The following is a 23,709-nucleotide window of genomic DNA, read 5'->3' as shown; positions in this document are numbered from 1 at the left end:
GGAATTGCAGCAATTGTTGGCATCGGGCTTCTCACCGGTCTTCTCTGACCGTCTCCGATTGCCGGCCGTAGAAGTCGCGTCTTCGTGCACTATCGGAGGCTATCCAGCCGGTTCCAACATGCCGAACCAAGCGACGAGGGCGATGATGGCGATCGCGAGGACAATCTCCGTCATGGTTCCGATGACCAGAGATTGGTGTCGCCGCCGTAACCGGGGCACGAAGACATAGCGGTTGGCGACGGCGATCAGCGTCATAGCAGCGACGAGTCCGATCTTGATCGTCAGCAGTCGCTGATAAGCGAATGTCCAGTCCAACGGTAAGCCGCCGAGGATGAACAGCATGTTGGCGATACCGGACAGAATGACGACGGCCACCGCGACATGTCCTGTCGTCGAAAAGCGGATCAGCGCCGCTATCGCCTGATCGCGAGTGTGGGCTTCCTTTAGCCGGGGCAGGATCAAAAAGACAGGAAAGAGCGCGCCGACCCAGGCGCCACCAGCAAGCAGGTGCACGACGTCGTTTGCCCGGTGCAGGATACCGAGCCAGCCGCCGTTCATCGCCGCATGTCCGGTGATCGGAAGGCTGGCGAGGAGAAAGGCGCTCGCCAACGCTGTCGCGCCGATCCTCAAGCCGTGCGGAAGGAGCGATGTGCATAGAAGCAGGATGGCCGCGGCCGCCTGACACAGCCAAGCCGTGCCGATGGTCGTATCGAAAGCGACGCCAAGCAGCGTGTCCAGATTTAATGCATCCAGCCAACCGTCACCGATGATGGCGGCGCGCAGCGGCAGCATGACGATGGCGGTCGCGACCACGCAGGCGAGTCCGATCCGCCGAAGGAGGCCAAGCTGTGCCCAAATTTCGAATTGCAGCTCCCGCGGCACCAAGGTGCATAGATAAGCGGCGGCGCCCCACAGGAAGAGGGCGCCGCCGTCGAAGAGAAAGCGGCAGACGACGAGCGCCGGCTCGGGACCGATCACGGCGTCACGGTGAAGCTGTAGCTGCCGTTGGTCTTATGCCCGTCGGTCGAAAGGACATGCCACTCCACCGTATATTGACCGGCCGCCAGCTTGCCGGAGATCGGGACCATCAGCGTCTTGTCGCTGTCCATCAGCATACCGTCGCCGAGCTTCACGCTCTTGTTGTCCGGTCCGGTGACCTTTACGCCGCTGAACTTCAGGTTCACTTCCTCGCTGAAGCTGAGGTCGAGTTCACCCGGGGATGCGATGGATGCCTTGTCTGCCGGGACGGAGCTCTTGAGATGGGCGTGAGCGAGGGCCTCGCCGGCGACGGCAATCGTGGCAATCGCAGTAAAGAAAAGGATGCGGGTCAGTCGCGACATGGGTGTGTCTCTTAATTAAGGTTGGCGTTGAGAGATGCGATGAGCGCTCTTTTGCCAGGGCGCCGGAAATTCCGGCGACCACGGATATGGCTGTCGGAAATGTCGGACATGGTGCGGATGGTATGGATCCGCGCCACATGGTCAATCCTACCCGCCTCCGGACTGTTTTAGGAGGACATCGCGGATCTTGGCGAGCGCCACTTCGCGGTCCGTGCCGTAGGGGATCAGTCCTTTCAGGCGGCCGTCGGCGCCAATCAGCAGCAGGGAGACCGTGTGGCTCATGTGGTAGTCGCCGTTCTCGCTCGGGAGCTTTGCCGCATGGATGAGCCAGCCGTCGACGACTTTCTTCATCTCCTGCGGATCGCCGGTGATGCCGGTGATGCGGCTGCTGAAAGCGTTGACGTAGTCGTGCATGACCTCCTGGCTATCGCGCTCGGGATCGACGGAGAAGAAATAGGCTTTGAGGTTCTGCGCCTGGCCGCCGAGGGCATTGATCCAGTCGGCCACCTCGTAGAGGGTCGTCGGGCAGACTTCCGGGCAATGCGTGTACCCGAAATACACCAGCGCCGGGTGACCCTTGAAGATCGACTGGTCGACGGGCCGCCCTTGATCGTCGATCAGCGCGAAGCTGGCCTCGAACGGGCGAGCCCTGGGTTCCGCCAGATAAAGCGACCACATGAGGGCGACGAGAGCCGCCACGAAGGCGGCGCTCAGGGATAATGCCGTGATGGCGAGGGTTCTCGACTTCATTGGGCATGGCCCTCATGACCGCCATGGCCGGCGTCGTTCGCCGCCGCGTGCATCATGACCGTCCCTTCGAAGCTTGCAAACAGCGCAAGCACCCTTGGATCGAGGCCGGTCTCGGCTTGCTTGAGCTTGGCGGCGAGTCCCGTGGCGACATCCTTCGAAAGCCCAATCTTCTCCAGCGCCGCGGCGTCCCGGAGGCTGTCACCGCTGCACAGATGCACGCTCCATCCGGCATGCCCCTTCTTCAGGAGCGCTCGACCGCCGCGACCGTCCTGCTGCCATCCGGCGATGGCCCAATCGCCCTCTACAACGACCGGCATGACGGTCAGCGGCTTGTCCGGCGTCTCGAACATCGTCTTCAGCCCGGCCGGAATGGCTTGCTCATCTTTCTGCGCCGTCGCATCACCCATATCCATGCCCGGCATGGTCATAGCGTCATGACCATCGTGGCCGCCGGCATTCAGTGGGCCGGCAGCAGCGCCGACGGCGAAATCGACGTCCACCGATCCGGCCTTCTCGAAGGTGAGGGTCGCTTTGATCGTCTCGCCCTGCTTGAACGGCTTGTCGACATCCATGAACATCAGGTGGTAGCCGCCGGGCTTCAGCTCGACGGTCTGGCCGGCGGGCAGCTCGATGCCGCCCTTGAGCTCGCGCATGACCATGACGCCGTTGTCGACGCGCATCTCGTGCAACTGCACCGAGCTTGCGCGGTCGGAGCGTGCCGAGATGAGCTTGTCGGCGTCCGAACCCGTGTTGGTGAGAGCCAGATAGCCGCCGCCGACCTTTGCGCCCGGCACCATGGCGCGGGCAGCCGGATGGACGATTGCGATTTTGCCGGCCGGATAATCCTGGGCCGAGGCCAGGGACGCGAACAGTGCCCCGGCAAGAACAATGATCTTTCTCTTCATGGCAGATCTCCTCAGGCGAATACGCGCTTCAGCGGCGGCACAAAGCGCACGACCACCTGGTCGAAGGCGATCATGGCGACGATGGCGAGCCCGCTCATCGGAAAGGCGACCGCGAAGATCGCGGCGATGATCCAGAGCCCGAGATAGACCGAACGCCGCGGCGGCATCGGCGGCACGCCGAGGCGACCCGCTGGACGTCGTTTCCACCACATGACGACGGCGGTCACGCAGGAGAGCATGATCATCAGGCAGGTTTCCAGCATCAGGAACTGGTTGAAACGCCCCCATTCCTGACCTTGATGGACATTGATGCCCCACTCGATCGCCTTTCCGAAGAAAGGATATTGGCCGAAACTCAGATCGACGAGCGGCTTGCCGGAATACTGGTCGATGTGGATGGTCCGCTCATTGGCGAGGTCGTCGGGGTAGATCGCAGCCGTATAGACACCCGTCTCATCAGACGGGACCGCAAGCTCAAAGCCCGGCGCCATCCCCAGCTCCTTGGCGATGGCAACGGCCCTGTCGAGGCCGATCGGCTGCTTGGATTGGGCGGCGGCGATATCGGACAGCGGTACCGGCGCCTTCTCGACGATCCAACCGGCTTTCGGCAGGATGTCTTCCGTCACCTTCTGCGATTTGGGCACGTCGTCCCAGAGCTGGACCGGATAACCGAGATCATGGCTGGTCAGCCAGGCATTGGCATTGGCGCCCCAATAGCCCGACCACGGCATGCCTGAAATCGCCAGAAAGAAGATCAGGATTCCGGCGAAGGCGCCGGTGACGGCATGCAGATCCCGCCAGAAGATGCGGCGTGCCGGCGTGCCGCGCACGCTCACCACACCGCCGGTCTGACGTCGCGGCCACCAGAGATAGATGCCGGTGACGACCAGCACCATGGCGAAGCCACCGGTGATCTCGACCAGCTTGTTCGTGGTATTGCCAAAATAGGCGAGGCTGTGGATGCGCTTGACGACATAGTTGAACTCGTCGGTCGATCCGACCGTATCGAGCACCTTGCCGTCATAGGGATTGACGTAGACGAGCGTCGAGCCGCTATCGGTGGAGACGGTGACGATCGCAGATCTGCCTGAGGTCGCCGGGTCCTTGTAGGAGGTCGCCGTCGAGCCCGGCACGGCCGAGGACGCAATCTCCACAATCCGCTGTGGCGACAAAGGCGTGCCTGTCGGCTGGACGAGATAGCGGTAGCCGAAGATCGTGTCGTTGATCTCGTCCTTGAAGAGATAGAGCGACCCGGTGATCGCCAGATTGAGCATGAAGGGAATGACGAGAAGCCCGGCAAAGAAATGCCAGCGCCAGATGGCGCGATAGAGCGAAACGTCGCCTGCGGCGCTCTCCGCCGGTTCGGCGGCAGTGATGGTCGACATGAGAATGGTTCCGAATCCGCGGCCGATTGCCAAAAAGCAGTGCGGCCAACGTTACAAGGCGCGTCACGGCGCCGGCCGCAACGCGGGTTCAGGCAAGAATCGGATCGGAAGGAGGCGCTCTCGGACCGGTATTCGGCGGGAAGAGTTGGCGATGAAAGGCTTCGGCGCGCCGCGGCAGTTCGGCGCTCACCACGAAACCGGCATGCACGCCGATGGCATCGGCTGGCGCAGGCATCATGACCGAAGCGCCGATGCGGCAGGCTTCGCAGCCATGGAGATGCGCGAGCTTGCCCTGCGTCTTGCCGGACGCATCGGTGACGGTGACGCAGAGCGTCGGCAGCGTACCATCGGGGAGGGTATATTGAGCAAGCTCGGCTTGGCCGAGTTCGCCATCGGAAATGGCCGGAACCTGATGGGAGAACCCGACGAACACCAAGGCGAGCGCGCAGAGAATACGCACCGTCCATCGTTCGATCTGGTTCATTCGCCGTGCCACTCGATCCCCCGCCAGAAAGGCGCCTGCTGTCTGATAGCTGCAATCAAGACCGATCTCAATGCGGCAATCTGGTCCATGTCCAATACTCAGCCGGCGATTTCGCCAGACGAGCGCGTGATCGCACGACCTGCCATGCGCAGTTCAGGATGGAGCGCTGACGCGAGGCGTTTTCGCGCAGTAGGGGGCACTGCACTCGTTTTCCGGCGGTCGAAGAGGTGGGTTGAACGTCGGACTCATCTCCAGCGAAACAGACCCGTAAGGCGGTTGAACCGCTTGGTCCACGCCAGCGGAGCGATAATTTCGGGCGTGGACGGCCGGATCAGCCGCTCGATACGGGGCAGAAGAAACGCGGCCCAGTCGTCGAGATCACTTTTGCTGAAGTAGGGCAGCCAGACGTCGGAGGGACCATCCCATTGTCTTGGATTTGCTTTCGCCAGATCACCGAGTTTCACCATGACAGGTCCGCCGTCATCTCCGATGACCTCGACGTCCGGATCGGGAACCGGCCGGGGAAGGCGCGCGATGATGCGCTCTTCTAAACCCTTGCCGATGGCTCGGTCAGCCTCGTCCAGATGGCGCAATATTCTCGTGTCGCCAGCGGCGCCCACACCTTCCGAAAGGTTGAGCGTAAACTTGCCGCCGGTAAGGCTGTTTGAATATTGCGATACCTGTAGCCAGAAAACTCGCCTGCCTCGGACAAAGCTGCACTTGCCAGCCGCTTGCGATTGCCAGCCGAGCTCCTGAAATCTCGCGACCAGCAGCGAGCGCATATGTCGGTGAAAATCTTTGCTTTTCACATAGTCGCGCATGCTTCGGAGCCTCCGCTTTCGGCCGCAACATCCTGGAACATCTCACGGCAGAATCGACGCCGCAATGTCTGAACTTGGCGATGAGGTTCGTTGCGATGGACTCCCTGAGTGCAAACAGCGCTTGACGCCCTCCCAACTTTGCGAAATGCTAAGATGTCAGACCAATTTTAATTCTGGCTGCCTGATAAGAAACTGGGGAACTATGAAGGCAAACAGCAGCGACAGGCCGGTCATCCGGCCGCTTCCCGTCATCGACCGCGCGCGTCAGGTGACCGATGCGCTGGCGGATTATGTCGAGGACGCGCGTCTGCAGGCCGGGGATCGATTGCCGGCGGAGCGGGAGCTGATGGCGGCCCTTGCCGTCGGGCGTTCGACCATTCGCGAGGCGATCCGCCATTTTCAGGCGCTCGGCGTCATCGAGACGCGCAAGGGCAGCGGCACCTATCTGCTGAAGCGGGTTTCCAGGGCAACGATCCATATGCCACTGTCGTTCGATGCGGCGCATCTGCGCGACGCGCTGCTGCAGACGCTCGAAGTGCGCCGCGGCATCGAATGCGAGGCGGGCATGGTCGCGGCGCGGCGGCGCACCGCCAAAGACCTCGTCCTCATCGAGGAGAGACTGAACGAGATGGAGCGGGTGCATCTGGAAAAGGGCACTTCAGGGCCGGAGGATCTGGCCTTCCATCTCGCCGTTTACGACGCCACCCACAATCCGCTGTTTCGCCAGCTGCTCGAACAGATGCGCGAGACCTTCGAGCGCTTCTGGGAGCATCCCTTCGACCGGCAGGATTTCGCCCGTCGGTCCTTTCCCTTTCACCGCACCCTTTTCAACGCGATCGCCGCCGGAGATGCCGAGGCGGCGCGCGCCGAAACATTGAAAATTCTCGACATCGTCGAGGAAGACATCAAGGAAATGTCGAAATGAGCAGCGGCGCAGACCCGTTCGATCTTGCCTCCATCATCACCGCTCACGACGACGGCAACTTCGCCGACGCCGTCGTGCCGCCGATCTTCCAGACCTCGCTTTTCACCTTTTCCGATTATGACGAGATGATCACTGTCTATCGCGGCGAGAAGGTGCGGCCGACCTATACGCGCGGGCTGAACCCGACGGTGCGGGCCTTCGAGGACATGCTGGCCAAGCTCGAAGGCGGCGAGGATGCGCTGGGTTTTGCCAGCGGCATGGCGGCGATCTCGTCGAGTGTTTTGAGCTTCGTCGAGCCGGGCGACCGCATCGTCGCCGTCAAACACGTCTATCCCGACGCCTTCCGCCTGTTCGGCACCATCCTGAAACGGATGAAGATCGAAGTGACCTATGTCGACGGGCGTGACGAGGAAGCCGTCGCCAGAGCGTTGCCCGGCGCCAAGCTCCTCTACCTCGAAAGCCCGACGAGCTGGGTGATGGAGGCGCATGATGTCGGCGCGCTCGCCGCCCTTGCCAAGCGCCACGGCGTCGTCTCGATGATCGACAACAGTTGGGCAAGCCCGTTCTTCCAGCGGCCGCTGACACTCGGCGTCGATCTCGTCATCCATTCGGCCTCGAAATATCTTGGCGGCCACAGCGATGTGGTGGCGGGTGTCGTCGCCGGCTCGAAGGAGATGATCGCCCGCATCAAGGCAGAAGCCTATCCCTATCTCGGCGGCAAGCTTTCGCCGTTCGACGCATGGTTGCTGATCCGCGGCCTGCGCACCCTGCCGCTGCGCATGAAGGCGCATGAGGCCTCGGCTCTGGAAATCGCCAGGCGCCTGCAGCGGCTGGAGGTGGTGGAAACCGTCTGCCATCCGGGCCTCGCCAACCGTCTGCCGGCCGGGCTCAACGGCACGTCGGGCCTGTTTTCCTTCATCTTCCGCGAAGGGGTCGATATCCGCGCCTTCGCCGATCACCTCAAGCTCTTCAAACTGGGTGTGAGCTGGGGTGGGCACGAAAGCCTGATCGTACCGGGCGAGGTGGTGCTGCAGCAGAAGGCACAGCCGAATTCCGCGCAAACCTTTGGCATCCATGCGCGATCCGTACGTCTCCATGTCGGTCTCGAAGGAACCGAGGCGCTGTGGAGCGACATCGAGGAGGCGCTCGCCGCCGCCTCGCAATCCTGAAACCCGAGAGAAACCGAAAAGGGGGAACTGAGCATGAAAAAGCTAATAATCTCGACGCTCTTTGCTTCGATGATGGCGGGCACGGCCTTTGCCGATACGACGCTGAAGCTTGTGGAAGTCATCACCAGCCCGGAGCGCACCGAAACGCTGAAATCGATTGTCGGCAAGTTCGAGGCCGCCAACCCCGGCACCAAGGTCGACATCATCTCGCTGCCCTGGAACGAAGCCTTCCAGAAGTTTGCGACCATGGTGTCGGCCGGCGACGTGCCCGATGTGATGGAAATGCCCGATACCTGGCTGTCGCTTTATGCCAATAACGGCATGCTCGAAAGCCTCGAGCCCTATCTCGCAAAGTGGGAGCACACCAAGGAGCTGACGCCGCGCGCCCTCGAACTCGGCCGCGATGTCAAGGACACCGCCTATATGCTGCCCTACGGCTTCTATTTGAGGGCGATGTTCTACAACAAGAAGCTGCTTTCGGAAGCCGGCGTCGCCGCGCCGCCGAAGACGCTGGAGGAGTTTACCGCCGCCTCGGAAAAGGTCTCCAAGCTGCCCGGCAAATACGGCTACTGCATGCGCGGCGGACCGGGCGGCCTCAACGGCTGGATGATCTTTGCCGCCACGATGGCCGGCGACAACAAGTACTTCAAGGAAGACGGCACCTCGACCATGAACAGCGAAGGCTGGGCCAAGGGCATCGAATGGATGGTCGATCTCTACAAGAAGGGCTATGCGCCGAAGGACAGCGTCAACTGGGGCTTCAACGAAGTCGTCGCCGGCTTCTATTCCGGCACCTGCGCCTTCCTCGACCAGGATCCGGACGCGCTGATCGCCATCGCCGAGCGCATGAAGAAGGACGATTTCGGCGTTGCGCCGCTGCCGAAGGGTCCTGACGGCAAGTCCTTCCCGACCATCGGTTACGGCGGCTGGTCGATGTTTGCGACCAGCGGCAATAAGGATCTCTCCTGGAAGCTGATCGCCACCCTCGAAGGGCCGGAAGGCAATATCGAATGGAACAAGCGCATCGGTGCCCTGCCGGCCTATACCGCGGCCGAAAAGGATCCCTTCTATGCCGGCGACCAGTTCAAGGGCTGGTTCGAGGAACTGGCGGATCCGAACACGGTGCCGACCGTCATGCCGACCTACCTCGAGGAATTCGCCTTCTTCAAGGATTCGCTGGCGATCAAGACCTCGCAGCAGGCCTTGCTCGGCGATATCTCGGCAAAGGATCTGGCTGATCAGTGGGCGGACTATCTGACCAAGGCGCAGCAGAAGTTTCTGAGCAAGAAATAAAGGTGAAGGGGGCTTCGAGACAGAAGCCCCCTCATCCGCCCTACGGGCACCTTCTCCCCGAGGGGAGAAGAGGGAGTCGAGACGTTGCGGCATATCCCTTCTCCCCTGGGGAGAAGGTGGCCCGAAGGGTCGGATGAGGGGCCTCAGCCACCCAATTCGAAGACATCACCAGCGCAAGGCCTCACCGGATAAAAATAATGGAAACTGCAAACCGATGACCATTTCCGCCGATATGCTCGACATGCGTCGCGACCGCAGGCCGTGGCTGCGTCGTCTTGCCGATGCTTCGGAGCCCTATCTCTACAGCGCCCCGTCGCTGATCCTGATCATCGCCGTGATGTTGGTGCCGCTGACACTCGGGCTGTCCTATGCCTTCCGAGATATCCAACTGCTCAATCCCTTTTCGGGCGGCTTCGCCGGACTCGATCACTTCCGCGAGCTTGCGGGCGATGCGGCCTTCTATGGTGCGCTGAGGAATACGCTCTGGTGGACCGGCGCCTCGGTCGTCTTGCAATTCACCTTCGGCCTCATCCTGGCGTTACTGCTCGACAAGCCATTCCCGGGCCGGGCGATCGCGCAGGCGCTGGTCTTCCTGCCTTGGGCCGTACCGTCCTTTCTCGCCGGCCTCAACTGGGCCTGGCTGTTCAATCCTGTCATCGGGCCGATCCCGCACTGGCTCTTTGCGCTCGGGCTGATGCATGAGCCGGGCAATATCCTTTCCGATCCCAATTATGCGATGTGGGGTCCGATCGTCGCCAATGTCTGGTGGGGCATTCCCTTCTTTGCCATCACGCTGCTGGCGGCCCTGCAGGCGATCCCGCGTGATCTCTACGAGGCGGCGTCGATCGACGGCGCCGGCTGGTTCCAGCGTTTCCGCTCGATCACCCTGCCGTTTCTCGCGCCGACGATCGCCATCACCGTGCTCTTGCGCACCGTCTGGATCTCCAATTTCGCCGATCTCATCGTCGTCATGACCAATGGCGGACCCGCCGACCGCACGCAGATCGTCGCGAGCTACATCTTCACCACGGCGTTCAAGCGGCTCGATTTCGGTTATGCCTCGGCGATTGCACTGGTGCTGCTCGCGCTGCTGCTTGCCTATTCGATGCTGATCATCCTGCTGCGGCAGACGCTGCTGAACAAGGATTGAGACCATGAGACGATCAATCCTTCCCACCATCGCGCATCGCTTAGCAATCCTCTGCTACATTGCCTTTGCGCTCTTCCCACTGTTCTGGCTTCTCAAGGTCTCGGTGACGCCGAACGACCTGCTCTACACCGAAGGCGTGCGCATGTGGCCGTCGCGCACCAGCTGGGATCATTATGCCTTCGTGCTGCAGCACAGCGCCTTCCCGACCTTCTTCAAGAACAGCCTGATCGTTTCGGCTTCGACGGCGGTGACCGTGACGATCTGCGCCTCGCTCTCGGGCTACGCGCTGTCGCGCTTCAATTTTCGGGCGAAATACTGGATTGTCGCCCTGATGCTGCTGACCCAGATGTTTCCGCTCGTCATGCTGGTGGCGCCGATCTTCAAGATCCTGTCGCCCCTGCATCTGACCAACAGCTTGACCGGCCTCGTCATCGTCTACACCGCTTTCAACGTGCCCTTCGCCACTTTCCTGATGCAGTCCTTCTTCGACGGCATTCCCAAGGATCTCGAAGAGGCGGCGATGATCGACGGGGCGACGCAATTCACCGCGTTTCGCCAGATCATCCTGCCGCTGACGCTGCCCGGCATCGCGGCGACGCTCGGCTTCGTCTTCACCGCCGCCTGGAGCGAACTGCTCTTCGCGCTGATGCTGATCAACGGCAATGACGCGGCGACCTTCCCGGTCGGGCTTCTCACCTTCGTTTCGAAATTCTCGGTGGATTTCGGGCAGATGATGGCGGCGGGCGTGATGGCGCTCATTCCGGCCGGCCTCTTCTTCCTGCTCATCCAGCGTTATCTCGTCCAGGGCCTGACGGCCGGCGCGGTCAAGGGTTAAACAAATGGCATCGATCGACATCCAGAACATCCGCAAAGCCTATGGCCACGTGCAGGTGCTGCACGGCGTCGACCTCGAAATCCGGGATGGCGAATTCGTCGTGCTCGTCGGCCCTTCCGGCTGCGGCAAGTCCACGCTCTTGCGGATGATTGCCGGGCTGGAGGATGTCACATCGGGCGAAATCCGGATTGCCGGCGCCAGGGTGAATGAGCGGCATCCGAAGGACCGTGACATTGCCATGGTGTTCCAGTCCTATGCGCTCTATCCGCACATGAACGTCGCCGGCAATATGAGCTACAGCCTCAGACTGCGAAAGACGACCAAGGAGAAGATTACGAGCGCGGTGGCGGCGGCTGCCGCCAAGCTAGGCCTCGACCCGCTGCTCGAACGTCGGCCGAAGGCGCTTTCCGGCGGCCAGCGCCAGCGCGTCGCCATGGGCCGCGCCATCGTGCGCCAGCCGAAAGCCTTCCTGTTCGACGAACCGCTGTCCAATCTTGATGCGCGCCTGCGCGAACAGATGCGCGCCGAAATCAAGAAACTGCACGGCGAGCTGAAGGCGACCTCGATCTACGTCACCCACGATCAGATCGAAGCGATGACGCTGGCCGATCGGATCGTCGCCATGCATGGCGGCGTCGTCCAGCAGGTCGGCAGTCCGCTGGAACTCTACGACCGGCCGGCCAACCTGTTCGTCGCCGGCTTCATCGGTTCGCCGGGGATGAATTTCCTCGAGGCGAATTATGATGCGGGTGGCGTGCGGCTGAAAGACGGAACGATCGTGCCGCTGGCAAAGCCGCTGCCGCTTGAAGACGGCGCGAAGGTGACGCTAGGCATCCGGCCCGAGCATGTGCTGATGACGAATGATGGAACCGGGCTTGCCACCGATGTGGAGCTCGTCGAGCCCACCGGATTCGGCATCATCCTCCACCTCGCGCTTCACGGCCTGCCGTTCAAGATCTTCACGCTCGACCGCGAAGCGCTGAAGGCGGGGCCGAAGGTCAATGTCGCCTTCCCGCCGCAATATTTGCATGTGTTCGATGGCGAAGGCCAACGCGTCGATTGAGCGGTGGAGGTTCAAAGCCATTCCTCAGGCGGCCCTATCTGCTGGTTGTTCCCATCGCAGAAAGCACCCGGCGTGAAAAAGATCGATCAGATTCAAGGGGATGATCCAGACTCGGAAAACGCGTGAATCATTTTCACTAAGCTATTGAAATTTGATTCGTTTTGATTCGGAACCAATCGTAAAGTGATTCGGTTGACTCGCACTGGTTGCGGCAGGAGCGCGTGCGAAATGGTTGCCCCGAGAGCGAATTGGAAAGGCTTTATCAAGTTCGGGGAAGTCGCTTTCCCGGTGGCGCTCTACACCGCCGCCTCCACATCCGAGCGGATTGCGTTTCACACGCTGAACAGGAAGACCGGCAACCGTGTGCGCCGAGAATTCGTGGACGGCGAGACCGGCGATCCGGTCGAGCGCGAGGACCAGGTCAAGGGTTTTGAGATCGAGGACGGTCGCTACGTCGTGCTCGAGCCCGAGGAAGTCGCGGCTGCCATTCCGGAAAGCGACAAAACGCTGAAGGTGGAGGCCTTTATTCCTTTTGAGGAGGTCGACGACGTCTATTTCGACAAGCCTTATTATCTGGCTCCCGACAAGATGGGCAGCGACGCCTTCAAACTCCTGCGGGATGGTATGGAGAAAGCCAAGGTCGCGGCCATTGCCCGGACGGTGCTGTTCCGGCGCCTGCGAACGCTTCTCATCCGCCCCCATGGAAAGGGGCTGGTTGGCTCAACCTTGAACTTCGATTATGAGGTTCGCTCCTCGGAAAAGGCATTCGAGGAGATGCCGGATCTCAAGATCGAAGGCGAGATGCTGGAGCTCGCCAAGCACATCATCAACACCAAGAAGGGTGACTTCGACCCGAAGCAGTTCGACGACCGTTATGAAGCCGCCGTCGCCGAACTGGTGAAGGCCAAGATCGAAGGCCGCACCCTTCCGAAGAAAAAGGCGCCGCCGGCTTCGAAACCGAGCGACCTGCTACAGGCCCTGCGCGAAAGCGCCGGCATGGCGGCGCCGGCAAAGGCGAAGCGCACCGCTGCAAATGCCAATGCCGGCAAGAACAGGCAGAAGGCCGCGCGCGCGTCGACGCCGAAATCGCGCAGCTCAGGCGGCGCTCACCAGCGCCGCGCCGGGTGATCGGAGGCTTCCATGGCGATCCGGCCTTACTGGAAAGGTTACCTCAAACTGTCGCTCGTCACCTGTCCGGTGCAGATGATGCCGGCCACCTCCGAAAATGAGAAGGTGCGCTTTCACACACTCAATCGCGCCACCCAAAACCGCGTCGTCAGCCACTATGTCGACGCCGTCACCGGCAAGGACGTGAAAGATGAAGACGAAGTGAAAGCCTATCAGCGCGGTGAGGACGAGTATGTCTTGCTCGAAGACGAGGAATTGGAGAACGTTGCGCTTGAAAGCACCAAGACGATCGATATCGAAGTCTTTACGCCGCGCAACAGTGTCGAATGGATCTGGCTCGACACGCCCTACTATCTCTCACCCGACGATCCGGTCGGCCAGGAAGCATTCTCGGTGATTCGCGACGCGATGGCGGCTGAGGACATGGTCGGCATCTCGCGGCTGGTGATCGCGCGCCGCGAGCGCGCCGTGATGCTGGAGCCTCGCGGCAAGGGCATCGTCCTTTGGACCCTGCGCTACGGCGACGAGGTGCGCGACGCTGAAAACTATTTCGATAGGGTGGACGATCAGCCGGCGGACAGCCAGATGATGCCGCTGGTGCAGCAGCTCATCAAGAAGCAGACGCAGCACTGGAATCCGAAGATGGCCTCCGACCCGGTGCAGGATAGGCTGCTCGACCTCATCGAGGCTAAGAAGAAACAGATGAAAAAGCCTGCTAAAGCGAAACCCAAGGGCAGGGAGAAGGCAGAGCCGGCTCCCAGCAACGTCATCAATATCATGGAGGCGCTGCGCAAATCCGTCGATGCCGAGAACCGATCCGGCAGGCATTGAGTGATGACCAGATCACGCGGCCCCTCCGCCCCCCTCCTTCGCGACTCCAATTCTTCGATACAATCGCGACCTGTCCGTCGGCGTGATCCGGACCAGCCAAACCTGCCGTTCGATGCAATGCCGTCCAGAGTGGAGCCATGCCTGGCGCTGCTGAAGCAGACGGTGCCGCAAGGGCCGGATTGGCTTTATGAGGTGAAGTGGGACGGCTACCGATCGGCGCTCCACATCGAGCCAAAGGGCATTCGCATTCTCACTCGTGGCGGCCACGACTGGACCCATCGATTTCCGAGGATCGCCGCGGGGGCAAGAGAACTCGGTGTGTCGAGCTGCATTCTCGACGGAGAAGCCGTTGTCCTCGATGAAGAGGGTCGGTCGGACTTCGGAGCGTTGCAGCGCTCGCTCGGCGGCAGGGGCGGCAAGCGGATCTCGACCGAATCCATATTTTACGCTTTCGATCTGTTGTATCTCGACGGTCACGACCTGACGCGCACGGAACTGTCGGTGCGCCGTCATTTACTGGAAGATCTGATCCCCGAGACCGACGGTGGCGCCATTCGGTTCTCGCAGGAACTGGATTTGAGTGGCGAGGAACTGCTCGAACACGCATGCCGTCTTGGCCTCGAAGGCATCATTGCCAAGCGCAGGGACAGCCCTTACCGGAGTGGCCGTCTGGGGGACTGGCAGAAGATCAAATGTGTTCAGAGCGACAGCTTCATGATCGTCGGTTACGAGGAATCGGCCAGCACCCGCGGTGGGCTCGGCAGCCTGTTGCTTGCTGGTCGAAAGGGTCACGACTGGATCTATGTCGGGTCCGTCGGCACGGGGTTCAATCGAACCGAGGCGGAATATTTGCGCAAGACGTTGAACCGCCTCCAAACGAAAAAACCCATCGTGCCGCTGAAAGGGAAGCGGCTTGTCTTTTCCCAGCCGACCCTCATCGCTGAAATCGAGTTTCGCGGCTGGACGCGTGAGGGCAGCCTACGCCACCCCTCATATAAGGGGCTCCGCGAGATCCAGGATAATGCTGCCGTCTTCGATATGGCTGATGGCCCGGCTGCGATCAGATGAAGTCGTTCAGGGCCGCGAGCTGCGCGCGCTCTTGGTCACGCGGCATGCTTGCCGGCGCGGCCGAGCCTCTTGATCGCCTGCTCCAAGGGACGCTGCCCCTCACAATAATCCTTCCAGGCGGACGACTTCGATAGCAAGGCAGGCACGGTTCGGATCGTGAACCTTTTAGGGTCGAGGTCTGATTTCACCTGCGTCCACGTCAGAGGCATTGATACCGTCGCACCGGGGCGGGCTCGAGGAGAAAGCGGCGCTACGGCCGTCGCCATGCGATCATTGCGCAGGTAATCGAGGAAAATGCGACCGCCCCTCAGGCTCTTCGTCATCTTGATAAGGTAGAGATCGGGGTTGTTCCGGGCCATCTGCTGGCAGACGTCATGCGCGAAGGCCTTTGCCTCGGGCCATGACAGCGGCTTGCGCTTATTGACTGCAAGCGGGGTCACGACATGCAGGCCCTTGCCGCCCGTCGTCTTGCAAAAGCTGACCAGTCCGAGGTCTTCCAGCCGATCGCGCATTTCGCGGGCAGCGGCAACGACCGTGGCAAAGGGAACGTCAGGCCCGGGATCGAGGTCGAATACCAGACGACCAGGAACTTCCGGTTGACCGGGTTCGCAGTTCCACGGATGGAGTTCGACCGCTGCGATCTGGGCGACCGCAGCAAGGCCTTCGATGCGATCGATCTGCAGGTATGGCTTTTTGTCCCCGAATACCTTGACCAGGTCGAGCAGGTTCGATTGTCCCGGCATCGCATGGCGCTGAAAGAACTGCTCGCCGCCAATTCCATCCGGGGCGCGGATGATAGAGCAGGGCCTGCCCTTGATGTGGTCGATCATCCAGTCGCCGACTGCCTCGTAATAGCCCGCCAATTCTTCCTTCGTGACCGATTCGCTGCCGTTGGCATCCGGCCATAGTGGTTTGTCCGGGTTTGAGATGAGCACTCCCATGACATCAGCCTTCGCACCCTTACGGCGCGCCGGTGTTTGCCTGGCCTTCGGACCCGGCTCCGCGATGTCCGCTTTGGAGGGTCTTACCGGTGGCTCCGCCTCGACTTCCCGAGCCGGCTTATCTTCGCGCAATCCTTTGAAGGCCGCTTGGCGGACGAGACCGTCCGCGGTCCACCCCTCGAATTCGATTTCGGCGACAAGCTCGGGCTTCACCCAGACGACCTCGGCCTGCTTCTTCGGAGCGCCGATACCCGTGAAGGGCGATCTCGCCGTCTCCAGCGCCTTCAGTTTCGGAAGCAACGTTTCGACTTTCTTGGCGCCGTAGCCGGTTCCGACACGGCCGACATAGACAAGATGATCGCCGCGAAAAACACCGGCGAGAAGGGAACGAAACCTGCCGTTGGTCTTGGCGTAGGCGCCGATCACCACCTCGTGCCCCGCCCGGCATTTCGACTTCGCCCAGCTTTCCGTTCGTCCGGATTGATAGGGCGCATCTGTCTGTTTTGAGATGATGCCTTCCAGCGACAGCTTGCAGGCCGATCTGAGGACGGCGTCACCACCGGTCTCGAAATGTTCGACGTAGCGGATCCGAGGATCGTTGCCGGTCTCGGTGAGGAGCTCCTGCAATCGCCTCTTTCGCTCGATCAGGGGCTTCGAGCGGAGATCCTCGCCGCCGTCATAGAGCAGATCGAAGGCGAAGTAGACGAGGCTGGCGGTCTTGCCCTCCGATAGTGCCGCCTGCAGTGCCGCGAAGTTAGGCGCACCTTGCTCGTCGAGAGCGCAAATCTCGCCATCGAGGATACAATCCGGAAGCGCAGACGCCGCCTCGGCGATTTCGGGGTACTTGGCCGTCCAGTCGAGGCCTTTCCTGGTCTTCAAGGTGACTTCGCCATCGAGCACGCGCATCTGAATGCGATATCCATCGAACTTGATCTCATGGATCCAACCGTCCCCACCAGGGGGTCGCTCGACCTTCTCGCAGAGTTGCGGCGCGATGAAATCCGGAAGATCAACCGCCGTCGCAGTACCGGCGCGCTTTCCCGCACTCGCCTCCGACTGCCGCTCCTCGGCGGCCAATCCGTGATTGCTGTCCCAGACGGCGTCCGCCTGGACCTTGCCGCCCTCCACCATGAAGGGTTTCGGCTTGCGCCCCTTGCCGGCTGCGATCATTTCCATGCTGCGGCCTGAGGCCACCGAGGTGACGTTTTCTTCGAGGATCGAGGCACCGTTCTCGTCCACGGAGAACTCGTCATGATGCTTGATCAACAGCCAGTTGGTACGCTTGCTGCGCTCGCGATCGTTGCGCATGCGCACCAGCACGAAGCTCCCGTGCAGGCGCTCGCCCTCCAGCGTGAACTTGAAATCACCCTTGGAAAGCGCCTGCTCCGGGCTCTTCCTGCCCTCCGGCTCCCAATAGCCGCGATCCCACAGCATGACCGTGCCGCCGCCATACTGGCCTTTCGGAATAGTGCCTTCGAAGTCGCCATAATCGAGGGGATGGTCCTCGACCTCGACCGCCAGCCGCTTGTCGTGCGGATCGAGCGATGGCCCTTTGGTGACGGCCCAGCTCTTGAACACGCCATCGAGCTCGAGCCGCAGGTCGTAGTGCAGGCGTGTCGCATCGTGCTTCTGGATGACAAAGCGACGGCGGTTGCTCTGTTTGAGGGACCGCTCGCCGCTGGGCTCAGCGGTCTTCTGAAAATCGCGTTTTGATCGGTAGCTTGATAGCTTGTCGCTGGCCATGGCTTTTCCCGGACATTCGGTCCTCAAACGAACTAGCGGTGATCGTTGTTCCAGCCGCAGAAGGCGAAGGAGATCGAGGTGCCTCGGGTTTCGAGCTGGCGCGGCTCCTCCCGGGGCCGCGCGACAGATATCTCGAGTCCGGATCCCGACGTGACCTCCGCACGCTTAGCCCTTAGCGGAGTGCAGCGACGCGCGTGGGCCGCACCGGGGGGCGGGTGGCCTGTACCTGCCAGGGAGCCACGACTGCCGGCATGCCGGCTTCGACGCACGCGGCCAGGAAAGCCTCCCGCGCGATCAACGGGGCAATAACCCGGTTTAGAGCGCCGCGACAGGTCTTGACCGCGCGCTGGTGGCGCTCCCCGTGGCCTAATGGCCATTCGTTTTCCAGGAAATCCAAGGCATCATAGACGCCGGTAAAAGTTCGTTCCAGGCCACACTGCAGCCGGACCGTCACTGGACGAGTCCAGAGCACATCGTTCAGCGGCATTTTCTTCCTCCTTTCGATGCCAGCTTAATCCCCATGAATATTGGAAATGGCCTCCGGCTGTTCAAGATCGCCGCGATATTCCGTTAATGGCGGTGTGTCGGATGCTGCCTACGGGACAAAATCCGCCTGCCGCTGTCGGATGCGAGAGAAAGATTGCAACAGCTCCGCGGCTGGACGCTCGGGGAGCCAGGTCATCCGGCTCCTCAGTGAAAAGCCGTCATAGCACCATCGCCGAGCGGAAAAATCTTTTGCCGCTTCGCCCGGGAGGGCTATATCCTCGGGTGATCTCACCGGACAGGATTGAAATGACCGACACCGTTCTCGACCGCTTTCTCCGTTATGTCGTTATCGACACCCAATCCGATCCCTCGTCATCGACGCAGCCGACCACCGGGAAGCAGAAGGATCTCGGGCGGCTGCTCGTCGATGAGTTGCTGCAGATTGGGCTCTCCGACGCCCATCTCGATGAACACGGCTATGTCTACGCGACCATCCCTGGCAATAGCGAAAAGGCGGTGCCGGTCATCTGCTTCTGCTCGCATATGGATACGGCGCCCGATTTCAGCGGCACTGGTGTCAAGCCGCAGGTCATCCGAAATTACCCCGGTGGAGATATTCAGCTGACCGGTGATCCGAGCCGGGTCATCCGTGTGAGCGAGCACCCGGAGCTCAAAAACCAGATCGGAAACGACATCGTCACGACCGACGGGACGACATTGCTCGGCGCCGACGACAAGGCCGGGCTGGCGGAAATCATGACCGCGGCCCAGATCCTCGTCGACAATCCGGATATCCGGCACGGGATGATCAAGATCCTGTTCACGCCCGACGAGGAGGTCGGCCGCGGCGTCAACAAGGTTGATTTGAAGAAACTTGGCGCCGACTTCGCCTATACGATGGACGGCGAGACGGCGGGTCACATCGAGGACGAAACCTTCTCGGCAGACGGCGTCGAGATCGGCATAACAGGCGTCGCGATCCATCCGGGCTTCGCCAAGGACCGCATGGAGAACGCCGTCAAGATCGCCGGCGCCATCATCGACCGGCTGCCGAAGGACGTGGCGCCGGAAACGACGGAAGGCAAGCAGGGCTTCATCCATCCTGTCGGCGTCACCGGCTCGATGGAAAAGGCGTCGCTGAGCTTCATCGTTCGCGACTTTACCGACGAGGGCCTCGTGCAAAAGGAGGCGATGCTCGAAACTATCGTCAAGCAGGTGATGTCAGCCTATCCCGGCTCGAGCTACCATTTCCAGGTGACGGAACAATATCGCAACATGAAGACGGTGCTCGACCGCCATCCCGAGATTGTCGAGAACGCGCTTGAAGCCGTGCGCCGTGCCGGCATGACGCCGGTTCGCGGCAGCATTCGCGGCGGCACGGACGGATCGCGGCTCTCCTTCATGGGGCTGCCGTGCCCGAACATTTTTGCCGGCGGCCATGCCTTCCACTCGCCGCTCGAATGGGTGAGCCGCCAGGATATGGAAAAAGCGGTCGCAACCATTGTGGAGCTTGCGAAGATCTGGGAGGAGCGCGCCTAAGGCATTCTTCTCTTTAATTAAATACAGGTTTATCCGCCATTTACCGGGATCTCGCCGCGCAGCATCACGCTGTCATAGGCGGGACGGGGCGTCGGGATCGCGATCCGCATTGCCGGCTCGGGCGCAGGCGCGGTTTCTGGTTGGGTTACCGGGGCCGTTATCTGCATCGGCGCCGTGCTCGCCGTCGGCATCGGATCGGGCGCCGGCAGAGGAACGGGAACGGCCGAGGGTATCAGCGCCTCGAATTGCGGCGGCAGCATGCTTTCGCCGGGCACATAATTCATCGCCACCTCATAGGACGGCAGCGGCGGCGGCGTTTCGAGCATGCCGTTGGAATCGCGCTTCTCGTAGAAGGCATTGCCGCCGGCGACCGTTACATAGTGCATGTTGTCATAAGGGAATTTCAGACCGTCGGTGTGGAAGAACATCGCGTCCTTCACGGCCGGATGGCGCGCACCCTTCAGCAGGATCGCATCGGCCGCGGTGGCGAGTTCTGGTTCGGCCTGCGGCTTGACTTCCCGCGTCATGACCCCAGGCGCAAACTGCTTCTCCTGGGCGACAACACCGCAGATCGACGGTGGGTAGGCGCCCGACGTCAGCCTGTTCATGACGACGGTGCCGACGGCCAGATAACCATCCTCGTCGGAATGCTGCGATTCGAAATACATCGCGCGCTTCAGGCAGTCGCGATCCTTGGCGGTATAATTGAAAGTGACTTTCGCCGCTTGAGCCTGTTTTGTTTTTCCCGGCGTCGCCGCCGGCTTTGGTGTTGTGGTGCAGCCTGCGGCCGCCAGTCCTACGAATAAAATCCCGATCAGGGATTTTCCAAAGGAAATCTCCGCCCTCAACGCCAGGTGCCTCCTATGGGATTAGTCCAGCCCTTTATGATTAACGCGGAAAAACTTTTACTCGTCATATGACTGAAACACAAACAACCAGAGATCACAAACACCAGAATCGACTCTCGCCAAAAGCGATTCAGGCGGCGAGTGTCAGACAAGCTGCTGCATAAATCTGAAAATTTAACGAATTGTGCAGCAGCGCGAGCTGTGGCAACCCTCTTTTGCGCCCGTGATCGTCAGCTGCGAAACAGCTTCCAGCGAGTCGGCTTGAAAGCCACCCGATTGCGATCGAGCCTGTCGGCCTCGCTCGGGGGCAGTTCGATTTCGATATGCGGGCGATCATTGCCGATATCGAGTTCGATATGGCGGGTGCCGGCGACGCGGCGGCTGGAGACCGGCTGGCCGGCAATGCAGTTTTCCGCCGATTCGCAGAGCCTGACGTCATGCGGGCGGAAGTAGAGCTGCGCCGGTCCATCAGGCTCACCCTCGGCATTGAGGCCGAGCGAGCGGCCCTCGAAGCGGATGTCGCCGTCTGAAATATCGACCTGCAGGCAATTCGACTGGCCGATGAAGCCGAAGACGAAGGGTGAGTTGGGATAGTCGTAAACCTCATCCGGCGTGCCGACCTGCTCGATCGCGCCCTGGCTCATGACGACGACGCGGTCGGCAAGCTCCAGCGCCTCGTCCTGGTCGTGGGTGACGAAGACGGTGGTGTGGCCGGTGCGGTCATGGATCTCGCGCAGCCATTTGCGCAGATCCTTGCGCACCTGGGCGTCGAGCGCGCCGAAGGGTTCGTCGAGCAGCAGCACGTTCGGCTCAACCGCCATGGCGCGGGCGAGCGCCACGCGCTGGCGCTGGCCGCCGGAAAGTTGGGCGGGATAGCGTTTTTCAAGGCCGGAAAGCTGCACGAGGTCGAGCAGTTCCAGCGCCCGCCGGCGGATATCGGCTTTCGCAGGACGCCGCGCGCCCTTTCTGACCCTCAGGCCGAATGAGACGTTGTCGAGCACCGTCATGTAGCGGAAGAGCGCATAGTGCTGGAAGACGAAGCCGATATTGCGCTGCTGCACCGATTTCTTCGAGGCATCTTCGTCGCCGAAGAAAATCTGCCCCTCCGTCGGGCTTTCGAGGCCGGCGATCAGCCGCAGTAATGTCGTCTTGCCGGAACCCGAAGGGCCGAGCAGTGCGATCAGTTCGCCGGAGCGGATATCGAGCGAGACGTCGTGCAGCGCCGGAAAACGCTCGAATTCCTTGCGAATGTTTTGAACGCGTACTTCCATTTCAAATCCTTCAGTGCCGCCGGCTGGCGGATATTTCGGCGCTGTAGCGCATTTCCAGCAGCGTCTTCAAAACTAGGGTCACGAGCGCCAGCAGCGCCAAAAGTGTGGCGACGGCGAAAGCGCCGGTGAAATTATATTCGTTGTAGAGAATTTCCACCTGCAGCGGCATGGTATTCGTCTGGCCGCGAATGTGGCCGGAGACAACCGACACGGCGCCGAATTCGCCCATGGCGCGGGCGTTGCAGAGCAGCACGCCGTAGAGCAGACCCCACTTGATGTTCGGCAGCGTCACGTACCAGAAGGTTTGCCAGCCGCTGGCGCCGAGCGAAAGGGCTGCCTCCTCGTCGGCCGTTCCCTGTTCCTGCATCAGCGGAATCAGTTCGCGGGCGACGAAGGGAAAGGTGACGAACATAGTCGCCAGGACAAGCCCCGGAACGGCGAACAGGATCTTGATGTCGTTGGCGCTGAGCCAATGGCCGAGCCAGGTATTGGCGCCGAACAGAAGCACGAAGACCAGGCCCGATATGACCGGCGAAACGGAAAAGGGCAGGTCGATCAGCGTCGTCAGAAATGCCTTGCCCTTGAACTCGAACTTGGCGATCGCCCAGGCAGCGGCAACCCCGAAGGCGAGATTGAGCGGCACGCTGATGCCGGCGACGATCAGCGTCAGCCGGATCGCCGAGAAGGTTTCGACATCCTGCAGCGCTTCGAGAAAGGGGCTGGCGCCCTTGCGGAAGGCCTCGACAAACACGGCGGCGAGCGGCAGCAGCAGGATCAGCAGCAGGAAGACGAGCGAAAGGATGATCAGGCTGTAGCGGGCGATCCGGTGTTCTGTTGTCACCGAGCGCAATTTGCCGGGTTGAGTGGTCGTATCAAGCGCCATAGCCGTACCTCCGCCTGCTCCAGCTCTGGATGAGGTTGATGACGAGCAGCATGCCGAAGGAGAGAATCAGCATGATTGCGGCAATGCCGGTCGCCGCAGCGTAGTTATATTCCTCGAGCTTGATGACGATCAGCAGCGGTGCGATCTCTGATTTGAACGGCAGGTTGCCGGCGATGAAGATGACCGAACCATATTCACCGACGCCGCGGGCAAAGGCGAGCGCGAAGCCGGTGAGCACGGCAGGCGCCAGCCCCGGCAGCAGCACGCGGAAAATCGTCTGCAAGCGGTTGGCGCCGAGCGTTGCCGCAGCCTCTTCCACTTCCTTGTCGATTTCCTCCATGACCGGCTGCACGGTGCGCACCACGAAGGGCAGGCCGACAAAGATCAGCGCTATGACAATGCCGGCCGGCGTGAAGGCGATCTTGATCCCGAGCGGGGTCAGGAATTGGCCGACCCAGCCGTTCGGCGCATAAAGTGTCGTCAATGCGATGCCGGCAACCGCGGTCGGCAGCGCGAAAGGCAGATCGACCATTGCATCGATGACGCGCTTGCCGGGGAAGCGATAACGCACCAGCACCCAGGCGAGAATGATGCCGAAAACAGCGTTGACGATCGCGGCGATGAAGGCGGTGCCGAAGCTGATGCGCAGTGCATTCAGCGTACGCGGATCGAGCGCGATCGACCAGAATTTCTCCCAGCCGAGCGCGCTCGACCGGACGGCAAGGCCGGAGAGCGGAATGAGGATCAGAAGGGTGAGCCAGGTCAAGGTAAGGCCGAGCGCCATTCCGAAACCCGGAATGACGCTCGGCCGCCTGAACCGCCACCGCGTGGGGCTATGTGCACTCATGAAA

At 61.3% G+C, this 23,709-nt stretch carries 23 protein-coding genes and 1 pseudogene; 10 read left to right on the top strand and 14 right to left on the bottom strand.

What is annotated here, in order from left to right; translation table 11 throughout:
• Window positions 1-99: 99 nt before the first annotated feature.
• The 7 genes from copD to B5E41_RS08120 all read right to left on the bottom strand — a co-directional run bounded on the left by copD (window position 100) and on the right by B5E41_RS08120 (window position 5,685).
• Window positions 100-978, bottom strand: a complete 879-nt coding sequence (copD, locus tag B5E41_RS08150; protein ID WP_245303063.1) for a copper homeostasis membrane protein CopD — start codon at window positions 976-978, stop codon at window positions 100-102.
• Entirely contained in the window at window positions 975-1,340 is a 366-nt protein-coding gene (gene copC, locus B5E41_RS08145; RefSeq protein WP_088392565.1) for a copper homeostasis periplasmic binding protein CopC, read from the bottom strand. The genes copD and copC overlap by 4 nt, the downstream gene beginning before the upstream one ends.
• 147 nt (window positions 1,341-1,487) lie before the next feature.
• Window positions 1,488-2,090, bottom strand: coding sequence for an SCO family protein (locus B5E41_RS08140; protein ID WP_088392563.1), 603 nt, complete (start codon window positions 2,088-2,090; stop codon window positions 1,488-1,490).
• The gene (locus B5E41_RS32655; RefSeq protein ID WP_088392561.1) at window positions 2,087-2,995 is read right to left on the bottom strand and encodes a copper uptake system-associated protein; all 909 of its coding nucleotides are present in this window, start codon (window positions 2,993-2,995) and stop codon (window positions 2,087-2,089) included. The genes B5E41_RS08140 and B5E41_RS32655 overlap by 4 nt, the downstream gene beginning before the upstream one ends.
• 11 nt (window positions 2,996-3,006) lie before the next feature.
• Window positions 3,007-4,380 carry a PepSY-associated TM helix domain-containing protein gene (locus B5E41_RS08130; protein WP_088392559.1) on the bottom strand — a complete coding sequence of 458 codons (1,374 nt, stop codon included), beginning with the start codon at window positions 4,378-4,380 and terminating at the stop codon, window positions 3,007-3,009.
• Window positions 4,381-4,468: 88 nt separating this feature from the next.
• Window positions 4,469-4,864 (bottom strand): hypothetical protein, encoded by a 396-nt coding sequence (locus B5E41_RS08125; RefSeq protein ID WP_425350120.1) that lies wholly within the window; start codon window positions 4,862-4,864, stop codon window positions 4,469-4,471.
• A gap of 245 nt (window positions 4,865-5,109) precedes the next feature.
• The gene (locus B5E41_RS08120; RefSeq protein ID WP_088392555.1) at window positions 5,110-5,685 is read right to left on the bottom strand and encodes a hypothetical protein; all 576 of its coding nucleotides are present in this window, start codon (window positions 5,683-5,685) and stop codon (window positions 5,110-5,112) included.
• A gap of 202 nt (window positions 5,686-5,887) precedes the next feature.
• Here B5E41_RS08120 and B5E41_RS08115 point away from each other — a divergent pair, with 202 nt between their 5' ends.
• From B5E41_RS08115 to B5E41_RS08105, 3 genes are read left to right on the top strand one after another with little or no spacing between them, the layout of a single operon-like run.
• Window positions 5,888-6,610 carry a FadR/GntR family transcriptional regulator gene (locus tag B5E41_RS08115; RefSeq protein ID WP_088392553.1) on the top strand — a complete coding sequence of 241 codons (723 nt, stop codon included), beginning with the start codon at window positions 5,888-5,890 and terminating at the stop codon, window positions 6,608-6,610.
• On the top strand, window positions 6,607-7,779 hold the full coding sequence (locus B5E41_RS08110; protein WP_088392551.1) for a PLP-dependent transferase: 1,173 nt from the start codon (window positions 6,607-6,609) through the stop codon (window positions 7,777-7,779). Before B5E41_RS08115 ends, B5E41_RS08110 begins: the two co-directional genes overlap by 4 nt.
• 33 nt (window positions 7,780-7,812) lie before the next feature.
• Window positions 7,813-9,072: an ABC transporter substrate-binding protein gene (locus tag B5E41_RS08105; protein ID WP_088392549.1), complete on the top strand. Its 1,260-nt coding sequence runs from the start codon at window positions 7,813-7,815 to the stop codon at window positions 9,070-9,072.
• Window positions 9,073-9,096: 24 nt separating this feature from the next.
• On the opposite strand, the pseudogene B5E41_RS32760 reads toward B5E41_RS08105, so the two are convergent.
• A pseudogene (locus tag B5E41_RS32760) lies at window positions 9,097-9,212 on the bottom strand (endonuclease domain-containing protein); the annotation flags it as partial.
• 74 nt (window positions 9,213-9,286) lie between these two features.
• On the opposite strand from B5E41_RS32760, the gene B5E41_RS08100 reads away from it, so the two are divergent.
• The 6 genes from B5E41_RS08100 to ligD (B5E41_RS08075) all read left to right on the top strand — a co-directional run bounded on the left by B5E41_RS08100 (window position 9,287) and on the right by ligD (B5E41_RS08075) (window position 15,147).
• Window positions 9,287-10,222 (top strand): carbohydrate ABC transporter permease, encoded by a 936-nt coding sequence (locus B5E41_RS08100; protein WP_088392547.1) that lies wholly within the window; start codon window positions 9,287-9,289, stop codon window positions 10,220-10,222.
• A 4-nt stretch (window positions 10,223-10,226) separates the two neighbouring features.
• Window positions 10,227-11,057 carry a carbohydrate ABC transporter permease gene (locus B5E41_RS08095; protein ID WP_011428101.1) on the top strand — a complete coding sequence of 277 codons (831 nt, stop codon included), beginning with the start codon at window positions 10,227-10,229 and terminating at the stop codon, window positions 11,055-11,057.
• A gap of 4 nt (window positions 11,058-11,061) precedes the next feature.
• Window positions 11,062-12,120, top strand: a complete 1,059-nt coding sequence (locus B5E41_RS08090) for an ABC transporter ATP-binding protein (protein ID WP_088392545.1) — start codon at window positions 11,062-11,064, stop codon at window positions 12,118-12,120.
• Window positions 12,121-12,348: 228 nt separating this feature from the next.
• On the top strand, window positions 12,349-13,248 hold the full coding sequence (gene ku, locus B5E41_RS08085) for a non-homologous end joining protein Ku (RefSeq protein WP_088392543.1): 900 nt from the start codon (window positions 12,349-12,351) through the stop codon (window positions 13,246-13,248).
• 12 nt (window positions 13,249-13,260) lie between these two features.
• The gene (ku, locus tag B5E41_RS08080) at window positions 13,261-14,079 is read left to right on the top strand and encodes a non-homologous end joining protein Ku (protein ID WP_088392541.1); all 819 of its coding nucleotides are present in this window, start codon (window positions 13,261-13,263) and stop codon (window positions 14,077-14,079) included.
• A gap of 3 nt (window positions 14,080-14,082) precedes the next feature.
• Entirely contained in the window at window positions 14,083-15,147 is a 1,065-nt protein-coding gene (gene ligD, locus B5E41_RS08075; protein WP_088392539.1) for a non-homologous end-joining DNA ligase, read from the top strand.
• A gap of 35 nt (window positions 15,148-15,182) precedes the next feature.
• Here the strand turns inward: ligD (B5E41_RS08075) and ligD (B5E41_RS08070) are convergent, their stop codons facing one another.
• Both ligD (B5E41_RS08070) and B5E41_RS08065 read right to left on the bottom strand, forming a co-directional pair.
• Window positions 15,183-17,831: a DNA ligase D gene (gene ligD / locus B5E41_RS08070; protein WP_088392537.1), complete on the bottom strand. Its 2,649-nt coding sequence runs from the start codon at window positions 17,829-17,831 to the stop codon at window positions 15,183-15,185.
• A gap of 172 nt (window positions 17,832-18,003) precedes the next feature.
• A complete protein-coding gene (locus B5E41_RS08065) occupies window positions 18,004-18,318 on the bottom strand; it encodes a DUF982 domain-containing protein (protein ID WP_088392535.1) in 315 nt (104 codons plus the stop codon).
• A gap of 305 nt (window positions 18,319-18,623) precedes the next feature.
• Between B5E41_RS08065 and pepT the strand changes: the two genes are divergently transcribed.
• A complete protein-coding gene (pepT, locus tag B5E41_RS08060) occupies window positions 18,624-19,856 on the top strand; it encodes a peptidase T (protein ID WP_088392533.1) in 1,233 nt (410 codons plus the stop codon).
• Window positions 19,857-19,885: 29 nt separating this feature from the next.
• Here the strand turns inward: pepT and B5E41_RS08055 are convergent, their stop codons facing one another.
• The 4 genes from B5E41_RS08055 to cysT all read right to left on the bottom strand — a co-directional run bounded on the left by B5E41_RS08055 (window position 19,886) and on the right by cysT (window position 23,705).
• Window positions 19,886-20,704, bottom strand: a complete 819-nt coding sequence (locus B5E41_RS08055; RefSeq protein ID WP_088392531.1) for a cell wall hydrolase — start codon at window positions 20,702-20,704, stop codon at window positions 19,886-19,888.
• Window positions 20,705-20,934: 230 nt separating this feature from the next.
• Window positions 20,935-21,975 (bottom strand): sulfate/molybdate ABC transporter ATP-binding protein, encoded by a 1,041-nt coding sequence (locus B5E41_RS08050; protein ID WP_088392529.1) that lies wholly within the window; start codon window positions 21,973-21,975, stop codon window positions 20,935-20,937.
• A gap of 10 nt (window positions 21,976-21,985) precedes the next feature.
• Window positions 21,986-22,858 (bottom strand): sulfate ABC transporter permease subunit CysW, encoded by an 873-nt coding sequence (gene cysW / locus B5E41_RS08045; RefSeq protein WP_088392527.1) that lies wholly within the window; start codon window positions 22,856-22,858, stop codon window positions 21,986-21,988.
• Window positions 22,848-23,705, bottom strand: coding sequence for a sulfate ABC transporter permease subunit CysT (cysT, locus tag B5E41_RS08040; RefSeq protein WP_064808447.1), 858 nt, complete (start codon window positions 23,703-23,705; stop codon window positions 22,848-22,850). Before cysT ends, cysW begins: the two co-directional genes overlap by 11 nt.
• Window positions 23,706-23,709 lie beyond the last annotated feature (4 nt).

Source organism: Rhizobium esperanzae (assembly GCF_002204185.1).
In the GTDB taxonomy this organism is placed as follows: domain Bacteria; phylum Pseudomonadota; class Alphaproteobacteria; order Rhizobiales; family Rhizobiaceae; genus Rhizobium; species Rhizobium esperanzae.
This window is presented reverse-complemented; position numbering and strand designations above follow the sequence as displayed.

Excerpts from the sequence above, each read along its gene's own strand:
- copC (WP_088392565.1), bottom strand. The coding sequence starts at position 1,340 with ATGTCGCGACTGACCCGCATCCTTTTCTTTACTGCGATTGCCACGATT.
- B5E41_RS08140 (WP_088392563.1), bottom strand. The coding sequence starts at position 2,090 with ATGAAGTCGAGAACCCTCGCCATCACGGCATTATCCCTGAGCGCCGCC.
- B5E41_RS32655 (WP_088392561.1), bottom strand. The coding sequence starts at position 2,995 with ATGAAGAGAAAGATCATTGTTCTTGCCGGGGCACTGTTCGCGTCCCTG.
- B5E41_RS08130 (WP_088392559.1), bottom strand. The coding sequence starts at position 4,380 with ATGTCGACCATCACTGCCGCCGAACCGGCGGAGAGCGCCGCAGGCGAC.
- B5E41_RS08125 (WP_425350120.1), bottom strand. The coding sequence starts at position 4,864 with ATGAACCAGATCGAACGATGGACGGTGCGTATTCTCTGCGCGCTCGCC.
- B5E41_RS08120 (WP_088392555.1), bottom strand. The coding sequence starts at position 5,685 with ATGCGCGACTATGTGAAAAGCAAAGATTTTCACCGACATATGCGCTCG.
- B5E41_RS08115 (WP_088392553.1), top strand. The coding sequence starts at position 5,888 with ATGAAGGCAAACAGCAGCGACAGGCCGGTCATCCGGCCGCTTCCCGTC.
- B5E41_RS08110 (WP_088392551.1), top strand. The coding sequence starts at position 6,607 with ATGAGCAGCGGCGCAGACCCGTTCGATCTTGCCTCCATCATCACCGCT.
- B5E41_RS08105 (WP_088392549.1), top strand. The coding sequence starts at position 7,813 with ATGAAAAAGCTAATAATCTCGACGCTCTTTGCTTCGATGATGGCGGGC.
- B5E41_RS08100 (WP_088392547.1), top strand. The coding sequence starts at position 9,287 with ATGACCATTTCCGCCGATATGCTCGACATGCGTCGCGACCGCAGGCCG.
- B5E41_RS08095 (WP_011428101.1), top strand. The coding sequence starts at position 10,227 with ATGAGACGATCAATCCTTCCCACCATCGCGCATCGCTTAGCAATCCTC.
- B5E41_RS08090 (WP_088392545.1), top strand. The coding sequence starts at position 11,062 with ATGGCATCGATCGACATCCAGAACATCCGCAAAGCCTATGGCCACGTG.
- ku (WP_088392543.1), top strand. The coding sequence starts at position 12,349 with ATGGTTGCCCCGAGAGCGAATTGGAAAGGCTTTATCAAGTTCGGGGAA.
- ku (WP_088392541.1), top strand. The coding sequence starts at position 13,261 with ATGGCGATCCGGCCTTACTGGAAAGGTTACCTCAAACTGTCGCTCGTC.
- ligD (WP_088392539.1), top strand. The coding sequence starts at position 14,083 with ATGACCAGATCACGCGGCCCCTCCGCCCCCCTCCTTCGCGACTCCAAT.
- ligD (WP_088392537.1), bottom strand. The coding sequence starts at position 17,831 with ATGGCCAGCGACAAGCTATCAAGCTACCGATCAAAACGCGATTTTCAG.
- B5E41_RS08065 (WP_088392535.1), bottom strand. The coding sequence starts at position 18,318 with ATGCCGCTGAACGATGTGCTCTGGACTCGTCCAGTGACGGTCCGGCTG.
- pepT (WP_088392533.1), top strand. The coding sequence starts at position 18,624 with ATGACCGACACCGTTCTCGACCGCTTTCTCCGTTATGTCGTTATCGAC.
- B5E41_RS08050 (WP_088392529.1), bottom strand. The coding sequence starts at position 21,975 with ATGGAAGTACGCGTTCAAAACATTCGCAAGGAATTCGAGCGTTTTCCG.
- cysW (WP_088392527.1), bottom strand. The coding sequence starts at position 22,858 with ATGGCGCTTGATACGACCACTCAACCCGGCAAATTGCGCTCGGTGACA.
- cysT (WP_064808447.1), bottom strand. The coding sequence starts at position 23,705 with ATGAGTGCACATAGCCCCACGCGGTGGCGGTTCAGGCGGCCGAGCGTC.